We start from the raw sequence: 15,209 nt of genomic DNA, 5'->3' as shown, positions 1-15,209 counted from the left end.
GCCGACTGGGTAACGTCAGCCCCGACACCTACGAGAAGATCCACCGAAAGTCCCTGACAGACATCGAGGTGTCCGGCCGATAGGGGTCACTTCAGACCGCCGCGCTGCGCCGGCTGGATCCCGGCGGCCTCGCCCCGCTGCGGGTGGCCGAGCCGTCCACCGCCGAGGCACCGAGCGAGTTCGCCCGCCGGTCCGTCCTGGATGTACGGGTTTCCGACGAGACGCTGACGGTGAGCGTCGACGAGGACCTGCTGTCCGCGCGGTCGACATTTCCCGTCTACATCGACCCGACCTATTCCAAGTACTACGCGAAGTGGATACCGGTCAACGACTCTCGTCCGGACACCAAGTGGGTATCCGGCAACGACTGGCCGCGTGAGGTTATCCGGATCGGGTCCAACTACGACAACTACGGTGACGTGTGGCGCGCGCACATGCAGTTCGACGTCAGCGCGCTCAAGGGCAAGCGGGTCATCAAGACGCCCAGCGTCGACGCCTACCTGACGCACAGCGCCTGGTGCGGCGGTGAGTCGCTGGCGCTCTGGCAGACCAATGCCATCGACGGCAACACCCCGACCTGGAACGGCATGAAGGGCAAGTGGCTGCACGGCAAGGCGATCCACACCAAGACGGTCAAGGTGAACAGCGGTTGCAGCGGCCAGAAGCCGGCCTGGGTCAAGTTCAACGCGAGCGGTGTGAAGACCCACGTACAGCGGCATGCCGACATGGACTACAGCAGCATCACGTTCGGCCTGCGGGTGCCGACCGAGAGCGGCGGCCACTGGGTCAAGGCCGAGCGCGGCAAGATCAAGCTGGTCGTCGAGTACCAGTCGAAGCCGACCTCACCGGTGCCGGTGCGCACCGCGCCGGGTGGTAACTGCGCCACGTCGCCCGGTCCGTGGATCAACGACAGCACCCCGGCCCTGTACGCCAAGGCGACCGACGCCGACAACTCGGTGCGGCTCGTCTTCGACGTGAACGGCCCGACCGTTCCGGCCGACCACACCTCCGATGCGGTGGCCTCGGGCAAGGAGGCGACCTGGACCACCCCGGTGCTCAAGGACGGCAGCTACAACTGGAAGGTCCACGCCACCGACGGCACGGACAAGACCGGCTGGAGCAAGACCTGCTACTTCCGGCAGGACCACACGCCGCCCACCCTGCCGGTGATCGCCCGCAAGACCGGCACCCCGACGCCCGAGCTGGGCAAGCCGGTGACCCTCACCTTCTCGTCGACCGACGCGCTCTCCGGCGTCGGGCGCTTCGACTACGGCATTGGCGTCGACGCGAAGTCGTCGAACGTCGCGGCGTCGGCCGGCAAGGCGGAGGTGACCTTCACCGCGGACAGCGGCAGGACGCAGATCTACGTGTGGGCCCGGGACGTCGCCCTCAACTACTCGTCGCGGGCGATCTACAACATCTTCACCGGGCGGATCACACCGATCGAGCCGATGGCCGTCTGGCGGATGACCAGCAACCTGCGTGACGACTCCGGCACCATCGACGACGAGGGCAACATCAGCGAGTCGGCTACCGAGAAGGACCTGCGGTGGACGGTCTCCGGCACGCCGACATACTCGGCGGACCGGCTGAACCGCGGCAGCACCGCGCTCAACCTCACCGGCACGGGCTGCGCCACCACCATCCCGGTGGTGCGCAGTGACGCGCCATTCACCGCAGTGGCCTGGGTCAAGCTGACCAGCAAGGCGGCCGGTTCGAACCGAACCGTGCTCGCCATCGCCGGCACCAACGCGCCGGCCTTCGTGCTCTCCTACCACCAGGCCAGCGACCGCTGGGAGACGGCGATCACCAACGCTGACTCGGCGACGGCGACCTGGACGATCGCCCGCGGCACCACCTCCCCGACGCTGAACGGCTGGCATCACGTGGCGGCCACGGTCGACCCGATCGGCAAGACGTTGCGGCTCTACGTGGACGGCGCGGTGCAGTCGACCACCGCGATCAGCGCCCTGCCGTGGCGCGGCACCGCCCGCACCCTGATCGGCTGCGGCGGCACCGCTGGCGTGACCAACGCGCAGTTCATCGGTGCGGTGGACCACGTCGCGGTGTGGAGTGGTCTGCTCAGCGACGCGCAGATCGCCACGGCGCGCGACGAGCTACCGGCCGCCGGTGTCGCTGCGGCCTGGAAGTTGCGCGGCACCGGTGACGACGCCAGCGACCACGGCCACACGCTGACCGTGCCCGCCCCGGCGACGCCGCCGACGCCCGAGCCGACCCCGGAGCCCGAGGTCACCGACGACCCGGCACCCGATCCAGGCGGTGTCCCGACCACGCCGCCGGGCGAGGAGCCGGCGCCCGAGCCGACCGAGACCGGCGACCCGAACGAGCCGGATCCGACCGGCAGCCCCGAGGTGCCCGAGGAGCCGTTGCCGGATCCGTCCGAGGAACCGACGCCCGAGCCGACCCCGGCACCGACGGTTCCGATGGAGTGGACCGACGACGCGTACGGCCGGCCGGACTCCGCCTGGTACGTCAGCGGTGACCGGTGCGCCACCACGCAGCAGAACGTGATCCGCAGCGACGAGTCGTTCACGCTCGCCGTCTGGGCCCGCCTGGACGACACGAGCGCGATGAACCAGACGATCATCGGCACCGACGGCAATCGGGTCAGCGGCTGGTACCTCGGTGCCCGCACGAATGCTGCCGGCGAACCGTTCTGGTCGTTCATGATGAAGGCCTCAGACTCCGAGACCTCGGCCTCGGAGTGGGCGGGTGGCAGCACCGACGCGTTCGCCGCGACCGTCCGCAAGTGGACGCACCTGACCGCGACCTACAACGCCACCACCAAGACGATGTCGCTGTTCGTGAACGGCGCGAAGGTGGCGTCCGTGGTGCGGTCGACCGGCGCGAACTGGAGCGCGTCCGGTGCGTTCAGCCTCGGCTGCGCCAAGTACGCCGGCGCGCACACGGACTTCTTCCGGGGCGCGATCACCGACGTGAAGGTGTGGCGCGGCGCGCTCACCGATGCCGCAGCAGCCGCCGTGAAGAACGCCAACCCGCCGGTCAGCGTGCAGGCCTGGTACCCGCTGGAGGGGCCACGGGCCGCGGAGCCGACCAACCTGGACGACCGCTCCGGCAACGCCCGGCACCTCTCGATGGCCGCTGGCGTGCCGCACTGGGAGCAGGACCGGTTCGCCAGCCGCAACGGCGCGCTGGGGCTGGCCCTCGACGATGGCTCGTGCGCCGAGACCGGTGCGCCGGTGATCCAGGCGAACGAGTCCTTCTCGGTCGCCGCCTGGGTATCCCTGGACGACCTGACCGGAAACCGCACCGTGCTGTCGCAGTCGGGCAGCGTCAGGCACCGCTTCCTCATCGAGTACGCGGCTGGCGTCGGCCGGTTGCGGGTGGTGATGACCGGCGGTGACTCCGCGAGCGCATCGACCGCGGAGGTGCGCTCACTGGCCGCCCCGGTAGCCGGCGTCTGGACGCACGTGGCGGCGGTCTTCGACGGACTGACCAACGAGCTGACCTTCTATGTGGACGGTGAGCCGCAGGGTGAGGGCGCCACGCTGACCGGCCCGCTGTGGCCCGGGTCCTCCCCGTTGCGAGTCGGTTGTCTCGCCCTGACGGGCGGCCCCCGCTCCAACTACTTGGGCGGCATCGTCGACGACGTCCGCGTCTGGACCTCCACGGTCGACCCCGACCTCTTCGGCACCTTCGCCCACGCCTGACCGGAGAACGTTCATGACTGAGAAGAAGAAGTTTTTCTCATCGGGCCGGCGCGGGTTCGCCCTCGGTGCCTCGGCTCTGATGCTGACCTCGTTCCTGACCTACAACCGGGTCGCCGAGATGCTGGACGGCGAGCGGGACAGCCAGTCCGTCGCCGCCACCAACTTCGGCACTGTGAAGGTCGACCCGGTCCCGCTGCCCACCGACGGTGGCGCCTGGAAGGGACCGGAGAAGGGCCGCTGGCCCGCCGCCGGCTCCACCGAGATCGTCCTGGCCGGCGCCGCCGGCCGGGCGGTCGAGGGCAGGGCGGGCTCGATCAAGGTACGGGTCAAGGCCGTACCCGGCACGAAAGCGCCGGACCGGGTGCGGGTCACGACCCTGCCCGAGGAGCAGTCCACCAAGCTGGGGTTGAGCGGCCCGGTGCTCGCGGTCGAGGGCGACCAGCCCGGCGACGTGGAAACCGAAGTCGACACCGACAGCTTCAGCCAGCTGTACGGCGGCGGCTGGGCGAGCCGGCTCAACCTGAGCAGCTTGCCGGCGTGCGCAGCGACGACCCCACAGAAGGCGGAGTGTCAGGACGCGGTGCCGCTGAACACGGCGAAGCAGGCGACGACGCTGGCGGCGCCGATGACGCTGACGGCGGCGGGGCCGACCATGCTCGCTCTGGTCGCGGACACCGAGTCCGGTGAGGGCGACTACAAGGCCAGCGACCTGCAGGCGTCCGGCTCGTGGACGGCCGGCGACAGTTCCGGGGCATTCAACTACTCGAACGCCATCAAGGTGCCGCCGGCGCCCGGCCCGGTGCCGGCCGTCGCGCTGAACTACTCGTCGCAGATGGTCGACGGTCGGATGGCGGGCAACAACAACCAGGCGTCCTGGGCCGGCGACGGCTGGGACTACACCCCCGGCTACATCGAGCGCAGCTACGTCACCTGCCAGGACGACGTGGACAAGGTCGCCGGCAAGGACCCGAACAACAAGGACAAGAAGACCCTCGACCAGTGCTGGAAGGACAAGTCGCCGAACATCACCGTCTCGCTGAGCGGCACGAACACGGCGCTGGTCAAGGACGACGCGACGGACACCTGGCGGCCCGCCGCGGACGCCAACTGGAAGGTCCAGCTGGAGGGCTCGACCGCCACAAAGGGCACCGCGGCCACCGAGCGGTGGATCATCACGACCCCGGACGGCACCCGTAACTTCTTCGCCGCCGAGGTCGGCACGTCCAACTCGCGGTGGTCGGTGCCGGTCTTCGGCAACCACGACGGCGAGGACTGCCACGCCGCAACCTTCAAGGACTCGTCCTGTCAGCAGGTCTGGCGTTGGCTGCTGGACAAGCAGATCGACGTCCACGGCAACATGACCCGCTACTTCTACAAGAAGGAGACCGGGCACTACGGCGCGGCCGACGACAAGAACAACCGCGTCTCGTTCGACCGTGGCGGCAACCTCGAGCGCATCGAGTACGGCCTGCACACGGCGCACCCAGACGTCGCGGCCACCGGCCGGATCCTGTTCAGTACGGCGAACCGGTGCTTTGCGAGCGAATGCTACTCCGACGGCAAGCCGGTCGCCGCGAACTGGCCGGACGTGCCGTGGGACAAGGAGTGCGCCGCCGAGCCGTGCACCGACAAGCTCGCACCGGTCTTCTACTCCATCAAGCGGCTCACCAAGATCACCACGGAGATCCGCACCAGCGCGACGGGATATGACCCGGTCGAGTCATGGACGCTCGATCAAGAGTTCAAGGCGCCCAAGTCGGCGCGCTCCGCGTCGTTGTGGCTCAAGTCGATCACGCACGCGGGGCACGTCGGTGGCACCGTCACCGATCCGCCGGTGGTCTTCACCGGCGTCGAGCTGGCTAACCAGGTCAACGCGATCGCCGGCACCGAGTTCTCCTCCCGCTGGCGGATCCAGAACATCCGTACCGAGTCCGGCGCGGACATCTTCGTCAACTACTCGGACGCCGACTGCGACGCGAACGACCTGCCGGCCGTGGAGAACAACAGCCGGCTCTGCTACCCGGTGTACTGGACCCCGGACGGCTACTGGGAGCCGACCAGGGATTGGTTCCGCAAGTACGTGGTCAAGGCGGTCACCACGTACGAGCGCACCGCCGACCAGCCGCCGGTGACCACCCGCTACGCGTACTCGAACGAGGGCACCAACACCAACGTGCTCTGGGGCTGGGACGACGGCGAGTTCACCAAGAAGAAGCACCGCACGTACGGTCAGTGGCGCGGCTACTCCAGGGTGACCGCCACGGTGGGCGGCACGCAGGCCCCGTTGGTCACCCGCAAGCAGTTCTTCCGTGGCCTCGACGACCAGCCGCTGCCCGGCGACACGACCCGCAGCGTGCAGGTCACCGACTCGGCCGGCAACAGCTACGTCGACCAGCCCGCGCTGGCCGGCTCGACGCTCGAGGTGGCCTCGCTCGACGGCACAGCGGTCGTCGAGTCGTCGATCACGTCGTACTGGGTCAAGCAGACCGCGACCCGCACGCGTACCGGCGGATCGGACCGGGCGTACAAGATCGCCCCGTCGGTGAAGAAGGAGCGCCGGCTGCTCGCACCCGGCACCTGGGAGCAGAGCGAGACCCGGACGACGTACGACGACGAGGGCTACGCCGAGGTCGCGTACGAACTCGGCGACACAGGCAAGACCGGCGACGAGTCGTGCACCCGTAACACGTACGTGCGGAACGACGGCCTGTGGTTGCGCGGGCTGGTGTCGCGGAGCGAGACCGTGTCCAAGGCCTGTGGCGCGACCGTGTCCAGGCCGGCCGACGTCGTCGCCGACGTCAAGACCTACTACGACGGTTCGGACACACACGGCGCGGTGCCCAGCAAGGGCAAGGCGACCCGAGTCGACACGCTCGACGAGTGGCGCAACGGCGTGCCGCAGTACACGGTGACCACGCGGGCGGCCTTCGACGCGCTGGGCCGGCCGACCAGCAACACCGACTCACTCGGCAAGGCCAGCAGGACGTACTACACCCCGGCGGGTCCGGGCCCGGTCACCCAGACCCGGACGCGCAACGCACTCGAACACGAGGTGATCACCGACCAGAACCCGGCGTGGGCCACACCCACCTCGATCCTGGACGCCAACAAGAAGCGCACCGACCTGGAGCACGACCCGATGGGCCGGCTGGCGAAGGTCTGGCTGCCAGGCCGAGCCAAGACCGCCACGCCGAACCTGGAGTTCTCCTACCTGGTCCGCGCCAACGGGCCGCTGGCGGTGACCACCAAGCGGCTCGGCCCGAACAACAACCAGATCACCGAGATCGGCTTGTTCGACTCGCTCTACCGGTCGGTGCAGGTCCAGGAGGACGCGCAGAAGAACAAGGACGGCAAAGACGCCCGCCTGGTCACCGGCACCGGCTACAACGAGCGCGGTCAGGTCCAGTACAAGTCGGACGGCAACTACGCCGCCGGCAAGCCGGGCACCGATCTACTGGCTGTCACACCGGGCGAGGACCGCAGCCGGACCGTGTCGACCTACGACCGGCTGGGCCGCGTCGTGGAGGAGGCGCTCTGGTCGCACAATGTCCGCAAGTGGGGCACCACCACCGAGTACGGCGGGAACTCGCTGGGCTGGCAGGTGGCCGTCACGCCGCCGAAGGGCGGCACCGCGACCGCGACCATCGAGAACGTCGACGGCGACATCGTCGAGGAGCGGGAGTTCCACGGTCCCACGCCGGAGGGCGCGTTCGACAGCACGTCGTACACGTACACGCCGCGCGGCGACCTCGAGACCGTGGTGAAGGGGGCCCGCACCTGGCGGTACGAGTACGACCTGCGTGGTCGTGAGATCAAGACGATCGACCCGGACAAGGGCACCACGGTACTCGAGTACAACAACGGCGACGACGTCACCAAGTCGACTGACGCCGAGGGCGACGTGGTCTCGACCACGTACGACGACCTGGGCCGGCAGAAGCAGCGCCTGTTCAACGGCGTCAAGGCGGCGGAGTGGACCTACGACACCGTCGCGAAGGGACACCTCAGCAAGTCGACCTCGATCGTCGGCGGGCACTCCTTCAGCAAGGAGATCTTCGAGTACAGCGACGCGTACCAGGTCGTCGACGAGGAGGTCACCATCCCGGCGATGCCGGGGCTGACGGGACTTGCCGGCACCTACGTCGCGACGTACACGTACACCGCGAACGGCCTGCCGTGGCGTTCCAGCCTGCCGAAGATCGGCCCGATGGAGAAGGAGGGACTGACCCGCACGTACGACGACCTCGGCAACGTGGTCAAGCTGACGGGCACCTCCTCGCCGTCCGGCACCACCCGCACCTACGTCGACCGGACCACCTACTCGCCGTACGGCGAGGTGCTCAACCGCTGGCTCGGCACGCCGGTCGGGGACAAGCCGCAGGCGTACCAGAACTACGTCTACGACGACGCCACCCGGCGGCTGTCGGAGTTCTGGTTCGACCGCGACGGCAGCGTGCCGAACGTGGCCGCAGTCACGTACGACTACGACGAGATCGGAAACGTCCGTTCGGTCGCCAACCGGCCCGTGGACGCGGACAACACCCCGCGCGTGGGTGAGGAAGACGTCCAGTGCTTCACCTACGACCACCTGCGTCGCCTGACGGAGGCATGGACACAGGTGGCCACCGAGTGCGCCGGGCCGGCCGCCGCGGGTGGCAAGGCACCGTACTGGAAGACCTGGTCGCTCGACGAACACGGGTCGCGGACCGCCACCAGCGACAGGCTCACCGGTAAGACCTCGACCTACCGGTACGCGGCCGGTGCGCAGCCGCACGGCGTGCGCACCATCACGACCGGCGAGCAGGTCGACCACTACGACTGGGACAAACGGGGCAACCTCAAGTACCGCAAGGTGGGCGACCGCACCGAGACGTTCCAGTGGAGTCCGCACGGCAAGCTGACCAAGATCAGCGGGCCGGAGGGCGACACCACGATGGTGTACGACGTCGACGGCAACCGCATCGCGCGGATCGACCCGAAGGGGGCGGCCACCGCCTTCCTGTTCGGCAACGAGTACACCTCGTCGCCGACGAACACCAGCGCCACGCGGTACTACGAGCACGCCGGCGACACGATCGCATCACGGACCGACACCACCAGCCGCGTGGGCGACATCATCTGGCTGGCGTCGGACGCCCAGGACTCCGCGACCTGGGCGGTCAACTCGGTCACCCGGGCCGCGACGATCAAGTACAACGACCCGTACGGCAACCCACGCGACGGATCGACGACCCCGCAGTGGCCCTCGGGTCAGCGCGGGTTCGTGGGCGGTATCAACGATCCGACCGGACTGACCCTGCTCGGCGCCCGGTACTACGACCCGAGGACCGGCGCGTTCATCTCGGTCGACCCCGAGATCGACGAGCACGACCCGCAACGGCTCCACCCGTACGCATACTCGAACAACAACCCGACGACGTTCTCCGACCCGGACGGCCTGTTCTGGGGTGCCATCAAGAACGGTATCCAGAAGACGGCCAGTGCGGTGGCGAACGGCGCCAAGGCGGCCACCAAGGCGGTGGTCGACAACGCCGGCACGATCGCGTCGGTGGCCGGCACCGTGGCGATGGTCGCGGCGGTGTTGCCCCCGCCCGCGCAGGTGGTCGCCGCGGCGGCCGGTGCGGTGGCGGCCGTCGCCGGAGCGATCGACACGGCCAAGTCCTGTACGGGTGGTGACGTCGGCGGCTGTGCGTCGGGCATCGCCGGCATGGTTCCCGGCGTGCGGCAGGCCAAGAACGCGGCACGAGGTATCGGGCCGTTGAAGAACGCCGCGAAGGGCATCTTCGCCAAGGGCTGTAACAGCTTCTTACCCGGTACGCGGGTGTTGATGGCCGACGGCAGCACCAAGCCGATCGAGGCCGTCGACGTGGATGACCAGGTCGTCGCGCGGAACCCGGAGACCGGTGCGGATGGCATCCGCCCTGTCACGTCGCTGATCACGGGCACTGGTGAGAAGCAGCTCGTGAAGATCAGCGTCGATGGTGACGGCGACGGCGCCGGGGACGGCACCGTGACCGCAACCGACGGCCACCCGGTCTGGGTGGAAGACGAGCGGCAGTGGCTGGACGCCGGCGCGCTGAAGGCGGGCATGCAGCTGCTCACGCCGGACGGCGCCCGAGTCACGGTCATCGCGGTGGTCGCCTACGGTGCCGTCGCCACGGTGCACAACCTCGACGTCGACGACATCGACACGTACTACGTCGTCGCCGGTGGCACGCCGGTCCTGGTCCACAACGCAGAAGCCTGCTCGATCCTCGAGCACCGAGCCAAGGAGCTGCACGACCTGCGCCGGGACGGCACCGCGTCGGGCTACTTCCAGTGGAAGCTCGGCACGACGGCGGTCGTACGCAGCAAGAAGGTGTTGCCGGACGGCACGGTCACCTACGTCGACGTGGTCGCCGCCAACGGCAAGGGACTGTCTGCGGCGCAGAAGGCGGCGCTGCGCGGCAACGAGGAAGAAGCGGTCAACTTTGACGACCTGCACGCCGAGATGAACGCCCTGAAGCATGCCTTGGACTCGAAGTACGAGCCACTGCACGGCTCGGCGAGCCGCAACGTCTGCCCCTGGTGTGAGAATTCGATCCGGGATCTCGGTGGCCGACTCAGCGGACGCGCGAAGTGGCGGCAGGCGGTTCCTGCGGCGGGCGGCAAGAAGAAATACCCGAAGGGGCAGCGCGGCTTCGAGATCTACCGCAACGGGCAACTCTATGGCATCAAGGTGCACGGCGGCACCCTGCTGTCCTGAACCCTGGGCTGCCTGGCCCCTGCAGGGGCCAGGCAGCCTGACCCATCGTCGATAGGATGTCGCCGTGATTCGTGAGATGCGCTTCGTCGTGTCGGTGCCGGATGAGGTTTCGGCCTATGCCGTCGCCGAGAAGCTGGCCGAGCGCGGCCACCTGCTGGTCGCGGTACGTGAGGTGCCGACCAACCCGCTGGAGGGTCGCTTCGCCGGCTGGTGGCGAGCCCACTCACTGGCGGTGGACCCACCCTACGAGGGGCCACTGGAGGTCTCACCGGCCGAGAAGAAGGCCGTCGCGGCCATTGCCCGGAAGTACGGCGGGCAGGTCAACTCGGCGTGCGGCCAGTTTCCGGACCAAGCGATCGAGCGCTTCTCCCGGGAGGGCCTCGCGCACGAGCTCGACCGGGCCGAGGCCGACCGGATCCGCGCGGAGCTCGTCGGCGGGCAGACGGCCGCCGCGCCGTCTCTGCCCGCGCCTCCTGGACTCAAGTGCGGTGGTTTCCGTCGTCCTGCCGCCGATCTTCGTGCGGCCGCCGAGGTGGTGCCCTTCGAGGGGCGGACCTTCGACGGTGTGGGCGACCTGATCGCGGCCATCGCGAACGAGGCGTTCCCGCAGGGCTCGGTGGTGCCCGCCACCCCGGACGCTGTGCCGCGGCTGGCCGCGCTGGCGGGTGCCGACGGAGTGAGCGACTTCTACCGGGCGATGACGCTCATGGTGCTGTTCCAGATGAACACCGCGGGTCGTCGGCGGCTGGCCTACCAGGCGGACGCCCCGGAAGACGGCGGCGCCGAGACGCGTGCGGAGACAGCGACCCGGGCTGCGGTCGCGGCGGTGCTGCCCGGTCTCGCCGTAGGCCGCAGCGAACTGACCGAGTTCCTCCTCGCCGGGCTGTCGGCGGCCACGCGGGAGGCGGGGGCCGGAATGCCGGCCGGCCTCGAGCGGATCGCCGTGCGTTACGCGGGCACCGCCCGCAGCCCGGTGGTGGACCTGATCCGGGCCGTGGCAGACGGGGCCGACGAGCCCATCCGGACCGCCGTCGCAGCGGTGGTGGCGGCCCTGCCCGAGGTGGTCGACGGCGTGCAGAGCACGAAGGCCACGGTCGAGGGGCGGGCACTCGACACGCTCGATACCGTGCTGCAGTGGGAACTGGACAACGCTCGGCTGTCCAGGCTGGGCTCGGTCTTCGGCCCCCGCTGATGACCGCCTGCCCACCGCCGTTGGGGCGGCTGGACAACGTTGGCGACCGCGAGACCGCCCGCTCAGCCGCTACGACGCGTCCCTCGTCGCCGTGGACGATGCGGTCGCGGTCACCCCCGGTTCGGCGAGCCGGGTGGTGGCCGCCGTGCGCCGGCTGATCGAGGAGGGCACGCCCTGCCGGGCCGACGCTCTCGCGGTGCTCATCTACGTGCTGGATCATGCCTACGTGTACCGCGATCTGCGACCCAGCGAGCGCACCTACCGCGGCGCGTGCAATTTCGGCATTGCCGAGGAGGAGGCGGTCCATTCGATGATGTGCGACGAGTACAAGCCTTCCAGGCACAAGATTGCACCCTTCTCCCCATTCGCGGCGCTCTCGTAATCGGCGACTATCGCGAGCTTGTATTTTGGACTGAAACGCGTCGCGACGGCTTCGGTGCCGGATCCCCACCGCCGGACACCGGCTGCTTGCCCGATGAAGTGGACACGTAGGCCTTGCCATTCATAGAGCATCGGGATGGCGTGCGCGTCGACAGCGCCATCCGGACATGCCGCCGACCGGGCGTCACGGAGCGCAGCCGCTGTCCATCAGCAGGCGCGAGGACACGCCCGAGAAGTGCGCGACCAACGTTCAGAGTCAGTGCATTCGTTGCGCCACGAACACGTACTCCCGCCCAGGGCGGTCTGGGGCCTCGCGGACGTCGATGGTGGTGAAACCACTGGCCACCAGGGTCTCCGCAACCTCTGCTCGGCTGCGGAACCTGAGTGCGTGTTTGAGATGGGGTTGATCAGGTTCGGTTGAAGGTGCGGCGGGCTTGTCGGTGTGCGGGTTGGCCGCGAGTGATGGGGCGGGCTATGCCGGCGATGGCGGCCCAGCGGATGAGTGCTGCGGAGACGGCCGGGTGGCGTTCGTAGTCGCGGGCCAGTCGGCGGTAGGCGGTGAGCCAGGCCAGGGTGCGTTCGACGACCCAGCGGCGGGGGTGGACGGTGAAGCCGCGTTGGTCGGCGGGTTTGCGGACGATGGGATGCTGACCACGGTCGCGGCGATCCTGGCCAATCCCCGCTACACCGGCCGGCAAGTCTGGAACCGGCAACGCACCGACCACGACGACCTCAGGCCCGATGGGACCATCGCGCGGCACCGCGAGATCCAGCGCTGGAACGCCGCCCCGCAGTGGGTCATCTCCCGCCAGATCGCCCACCCGCCGCTGATCACCGAGGAGCAGTCCGTCGCGGCCCAGGCGATCCACACCGCGCCGACGCCGACCGATGGCGCTCCTCGCCACTACCTCCTGGCCGGCCTCGTATGCTGCGGCGTCTGCGGCCGCATCATGGACTCCCACTGGGTCCACGGCCGTCCCGGCTACCGCTGCCGCCACGGACACACGAGCACCCACACCAAGACCTCACCACAGCCGAAGATCCTCTACATCCGGGAAGACCACCTGCTGGACCGCATCCGCCACGACCGCAAACTACACCGTCACCATCCCGCGCTGCGCAGCCCCGACCCGGAGAAGGTCACCGCCCACCTGCGCACCCACAACATCATCATCGTGTGTGACCACCACATCTGGACCATCGAAGCCGAGACCGCTGTCTACACGCTCAACCCTGCGGGAAGCTTCCTCGCCGCCACAGCAAAAATCCCCGCCCAACGGGACGGGGATCACGCAAAACACGAAGAATCATCACGCTTCGTGTGGAAATAACGTGTCCGAGGGGTGATCGATACCGCAACCCCACCGCCGGCACGCACGGACACTGACGTGATGATCGATTATGGCCGGTAGCTGCCCCGGCCTTACCCAAGGTTGCTGGTTGCCAGGCGCTGCTGGCCGGCAAGGTCAATGGCGGCCACGAGGTCGTCTACTCGCTGCACTCCGCCGTTGCCCACGGCGGATGGATGACCGGGACCGCCGAGATGACCGGGCAAAGCGTTAGCAACGGATCTGGCACTCTGTCTGGGTGAAGTTGACCCCTCCGCCCGGGGCGACGGATGTGCCCGTTGGTGCCCGTGACGCCTTCGATGTGCCCGTGCTTGTGCGCTGGTCCACGCCGCTGCGACCCGGTCGGCGCCCGCATCCCAGCCGCATCGATGCCGCGCACGCTGCTTGGCCTACTCGAGGCCAGATTTCACCGAGCGGCATCTACCGCGTAGCGACCACCTGGCGCGACGTCATCGACGCTGCGTTGTCCGTCGGCCGGGATCCGACTGCATGGCTGGCCGCAGTACCTGCGCTGGCGTCATCGGAGATCATCGCTCGGCGCTCGCCCTTGGCGGCCTACCTCGGCCGACGGCGTCTATCTCCGGCGGTCGGAACCGGCTTCCGGGTCGAACCCAATGTCGTCTACCGCGACGGCACCGAACGCACCGCCCAAGCCGCGTTCGGCTATCGCATCGGCATGACAATGGCGGAGTGGGCCTGCCGAGGGCTCATGGGGCTCGGTCCGACCACTCACGCCGAAGCTGTCACACCTCTGGGTGCTGGCTCAGCGTGGTCAGCCACGCTAGGCCTGCCCGATCTGGTGGGCGAGCATCCTGATGCTCCATTACCTGGCTGGTCGAGGCCAAGGGCGCCCGTAAACTGATGCGAGGAGCATTGGTCAAGGGGATCGCACAACTGTGCGCCCCGGGCCTTATGACTGGACCCCACATGAGGGTATTGTGCGGCGCCAGCTTGGAACACCGACTGTTCGTCAGCATCGATGTCGAAAAGATCGACAGCAAGCGTCGCCTTCTGGACACTCGTGACGGTGGTGACCCCGAGAGCAGCGACCAGGCCCTGATGGCGCTGGCGCGCTCTCGTATGCTCTTCTACCTGGCCTTGGCCTCAATACCGGCAGTCGACCGGCGTATCGTTCCGATTGGGCAGGCGGTTCGAGCACCCGAAGGCGGCAGGCCAGGTGCCACCGTGACTCTATTGGAGGACGATCCCACCACCCGCGTTGAGCGCCAGGCGGCCCGACGAGACGCCGCGCGATACGAGCGTCGGCCCGGCCGAGAGCGCCTCGACATGCTCATTGGGCGAGTCCCCGGCACCGACCTAACCATCGGAATGTCTCGTCGGCTGTTTGCCGCCTGCGCCGGCCTGGCTCAGATCCAGCGAGAGATTGCCATCGGCGTGGAGCGTGCGTACCCACAGATGATCAGCCTCGATCACATCGCTACGGCTGACGAAAATGTGCGCCGCACCGAGGAAGAGTTCGCGGTCCGTAGCGAGCAACGGCGCTCAATGTACTGGCAACAGGAGCGTGAACTGTCAGGCGACATCGCCGGTGCCCTACGGGCAGGGTTCACGAGCGGAAAGCAGCAGTCATGGCAGAGCCTGCTTGAGCAGCGCACGCCTCTTCGCCTCAACACGCCGACATCAGCCATCGTTGAGGCCGCAACAGCCGACACTTACCTTGCCCTCGACGTGCCGACCGTCGCAGGATGGATCGCTTAAGGCTTTTACCGTCCGGTGGACTGCCGGTCCTGCCGACGGTGCAGATCGAGGTGCCCCGCGATCGCGACGGCACGTTCGAGCCGCAGATCGTGCGTAAGCGTCAGCGCCGGTTGTCCGGGGTCGAGGACATG

At 68.5% G+C, this 15,209-nt stretch carries 6 protein-coding genes and 2 pseudogenes; 7 read left to right on the top strand and 1 reads right to left on the bottom strand.

From position 1 onward, the window contains the following. Positions 1-143: 143 nt before the first annotated feature. The 4 genes from ACIBMZ_RS30540 (at position 144) to ACIBMZ_RS30525 (ending at position 12,011) form a co-directional block, all read left to right on the top strand. Positions 144-3,692 (top strand): LamG domain-containing protein, encoded by a 3,549-nt coding sequence (locus ACIBMZ_RS30540; RefSeq protein WP_396699774.1) that lies wholly within the window; start codon positions 144-146, stop codon positions 3,690-3,692. Positions 3,693-3,705: 13 nt separating this feature from the next. Further along, positions 3,706-10,437, top strand: coding sequence for an RHS repeat-associated core domain-containing protein (locus ACIBMZ_RS30535; protein ID WP_396699772.1), 6,732 nt, complete (start codon positions 3,706-3,708; stop codon positions 10,435-10,437). A 64-nt stretch (positions 10,438-10,501) separates the two neighbouring features. Further along, positions 10,502-11,629: a hypothetical protein gene (locus tag ACIBMZ_RS30530; RefSeq protein WP_396699770.1), complete on the top strand. Its 1,128-nt coding sequence runs from the start codon at positions 10,502-10,504 to the stop codon at positions 11,627-11,629. Between the two features lie 91 nt (positions 11,630-11,720). After that, a complete protein-coding gene (locus ACIBMZ_RS30525) occupies positions 11,721-12,011 on the top strand; it encodes a hypothetical protein (RefSeq protein WP_396699768.1) in 291 nt (96 codons plus the stop codon). A gap of 406 nt (positions 12,012-12,417) precedes the next feature. Here the strand turns inward: ACIBMZ_RS30525 and ACIBMZ_RS30520 are convergent. Next, positions 12,418-12,651 (bottom strand): annotated as a pseudogene (locus ACIBMZ_RS30520) (transposase); the annotation flags it as partial. A 3-nt stretch (positions 12,652-12,654) separates the two neighbouring features. On the opposite strand from ACIBMZ_RS30520, the gene ACIBMZ_RS30515 reads away from it, so the two are divergent. The 3 genes and pseudogenes from ACIBMZ_RS30515 to ACIBMZ_RS30505 form a co-directional block, all read left to right on the top strand. Continuing rightward, the gene (locus tag ACIBMZ_RS30515; RefSeq protein WP_396699766.1) at positions 12,655-13,341 is read left to right on the top strand and encodes a recombinase zinc beta ribbon domain-containing protein; all 687 of its coding nucleotides are present in this window, start codon (positions 12,655-12,657) and stop codon (positions 13,339-13,341) included. Between the two features lie 969 nt (positions 13,342-14,310). Further along, on the top strand, positions 14,311-15,078 hold the full coding sequence (locus ACIBMZ_RS30510; RefSeq protein ID WP_396699765.1) for a hypothetical protein: 768 nt from the start codon (positions 14,311-14,313) through the stop codon (positions 15,076-15,078). Between the two features lie 38 nt (positions 15,079-15,116). Further along, a pseudogene (locus ACIBMZ_RS30505) lies at positions 15,117-15,209 on the top strand (transposase); the annotation flags it as partial.

The organism is Micromonospora sp. NPDC049900, assembly GCF_044461025.1.
Taxonomy (GTDB): domain Bacteria; phylum Actinomycetota; class Actinomycetes; order Mycobacteriales; family Micromonosporaceae; genus Micromonospora.
Note: the sequence above shows the minus strand (reverse complement) of the source record. Positions and strands in the feature narration are given on the sequence as shown.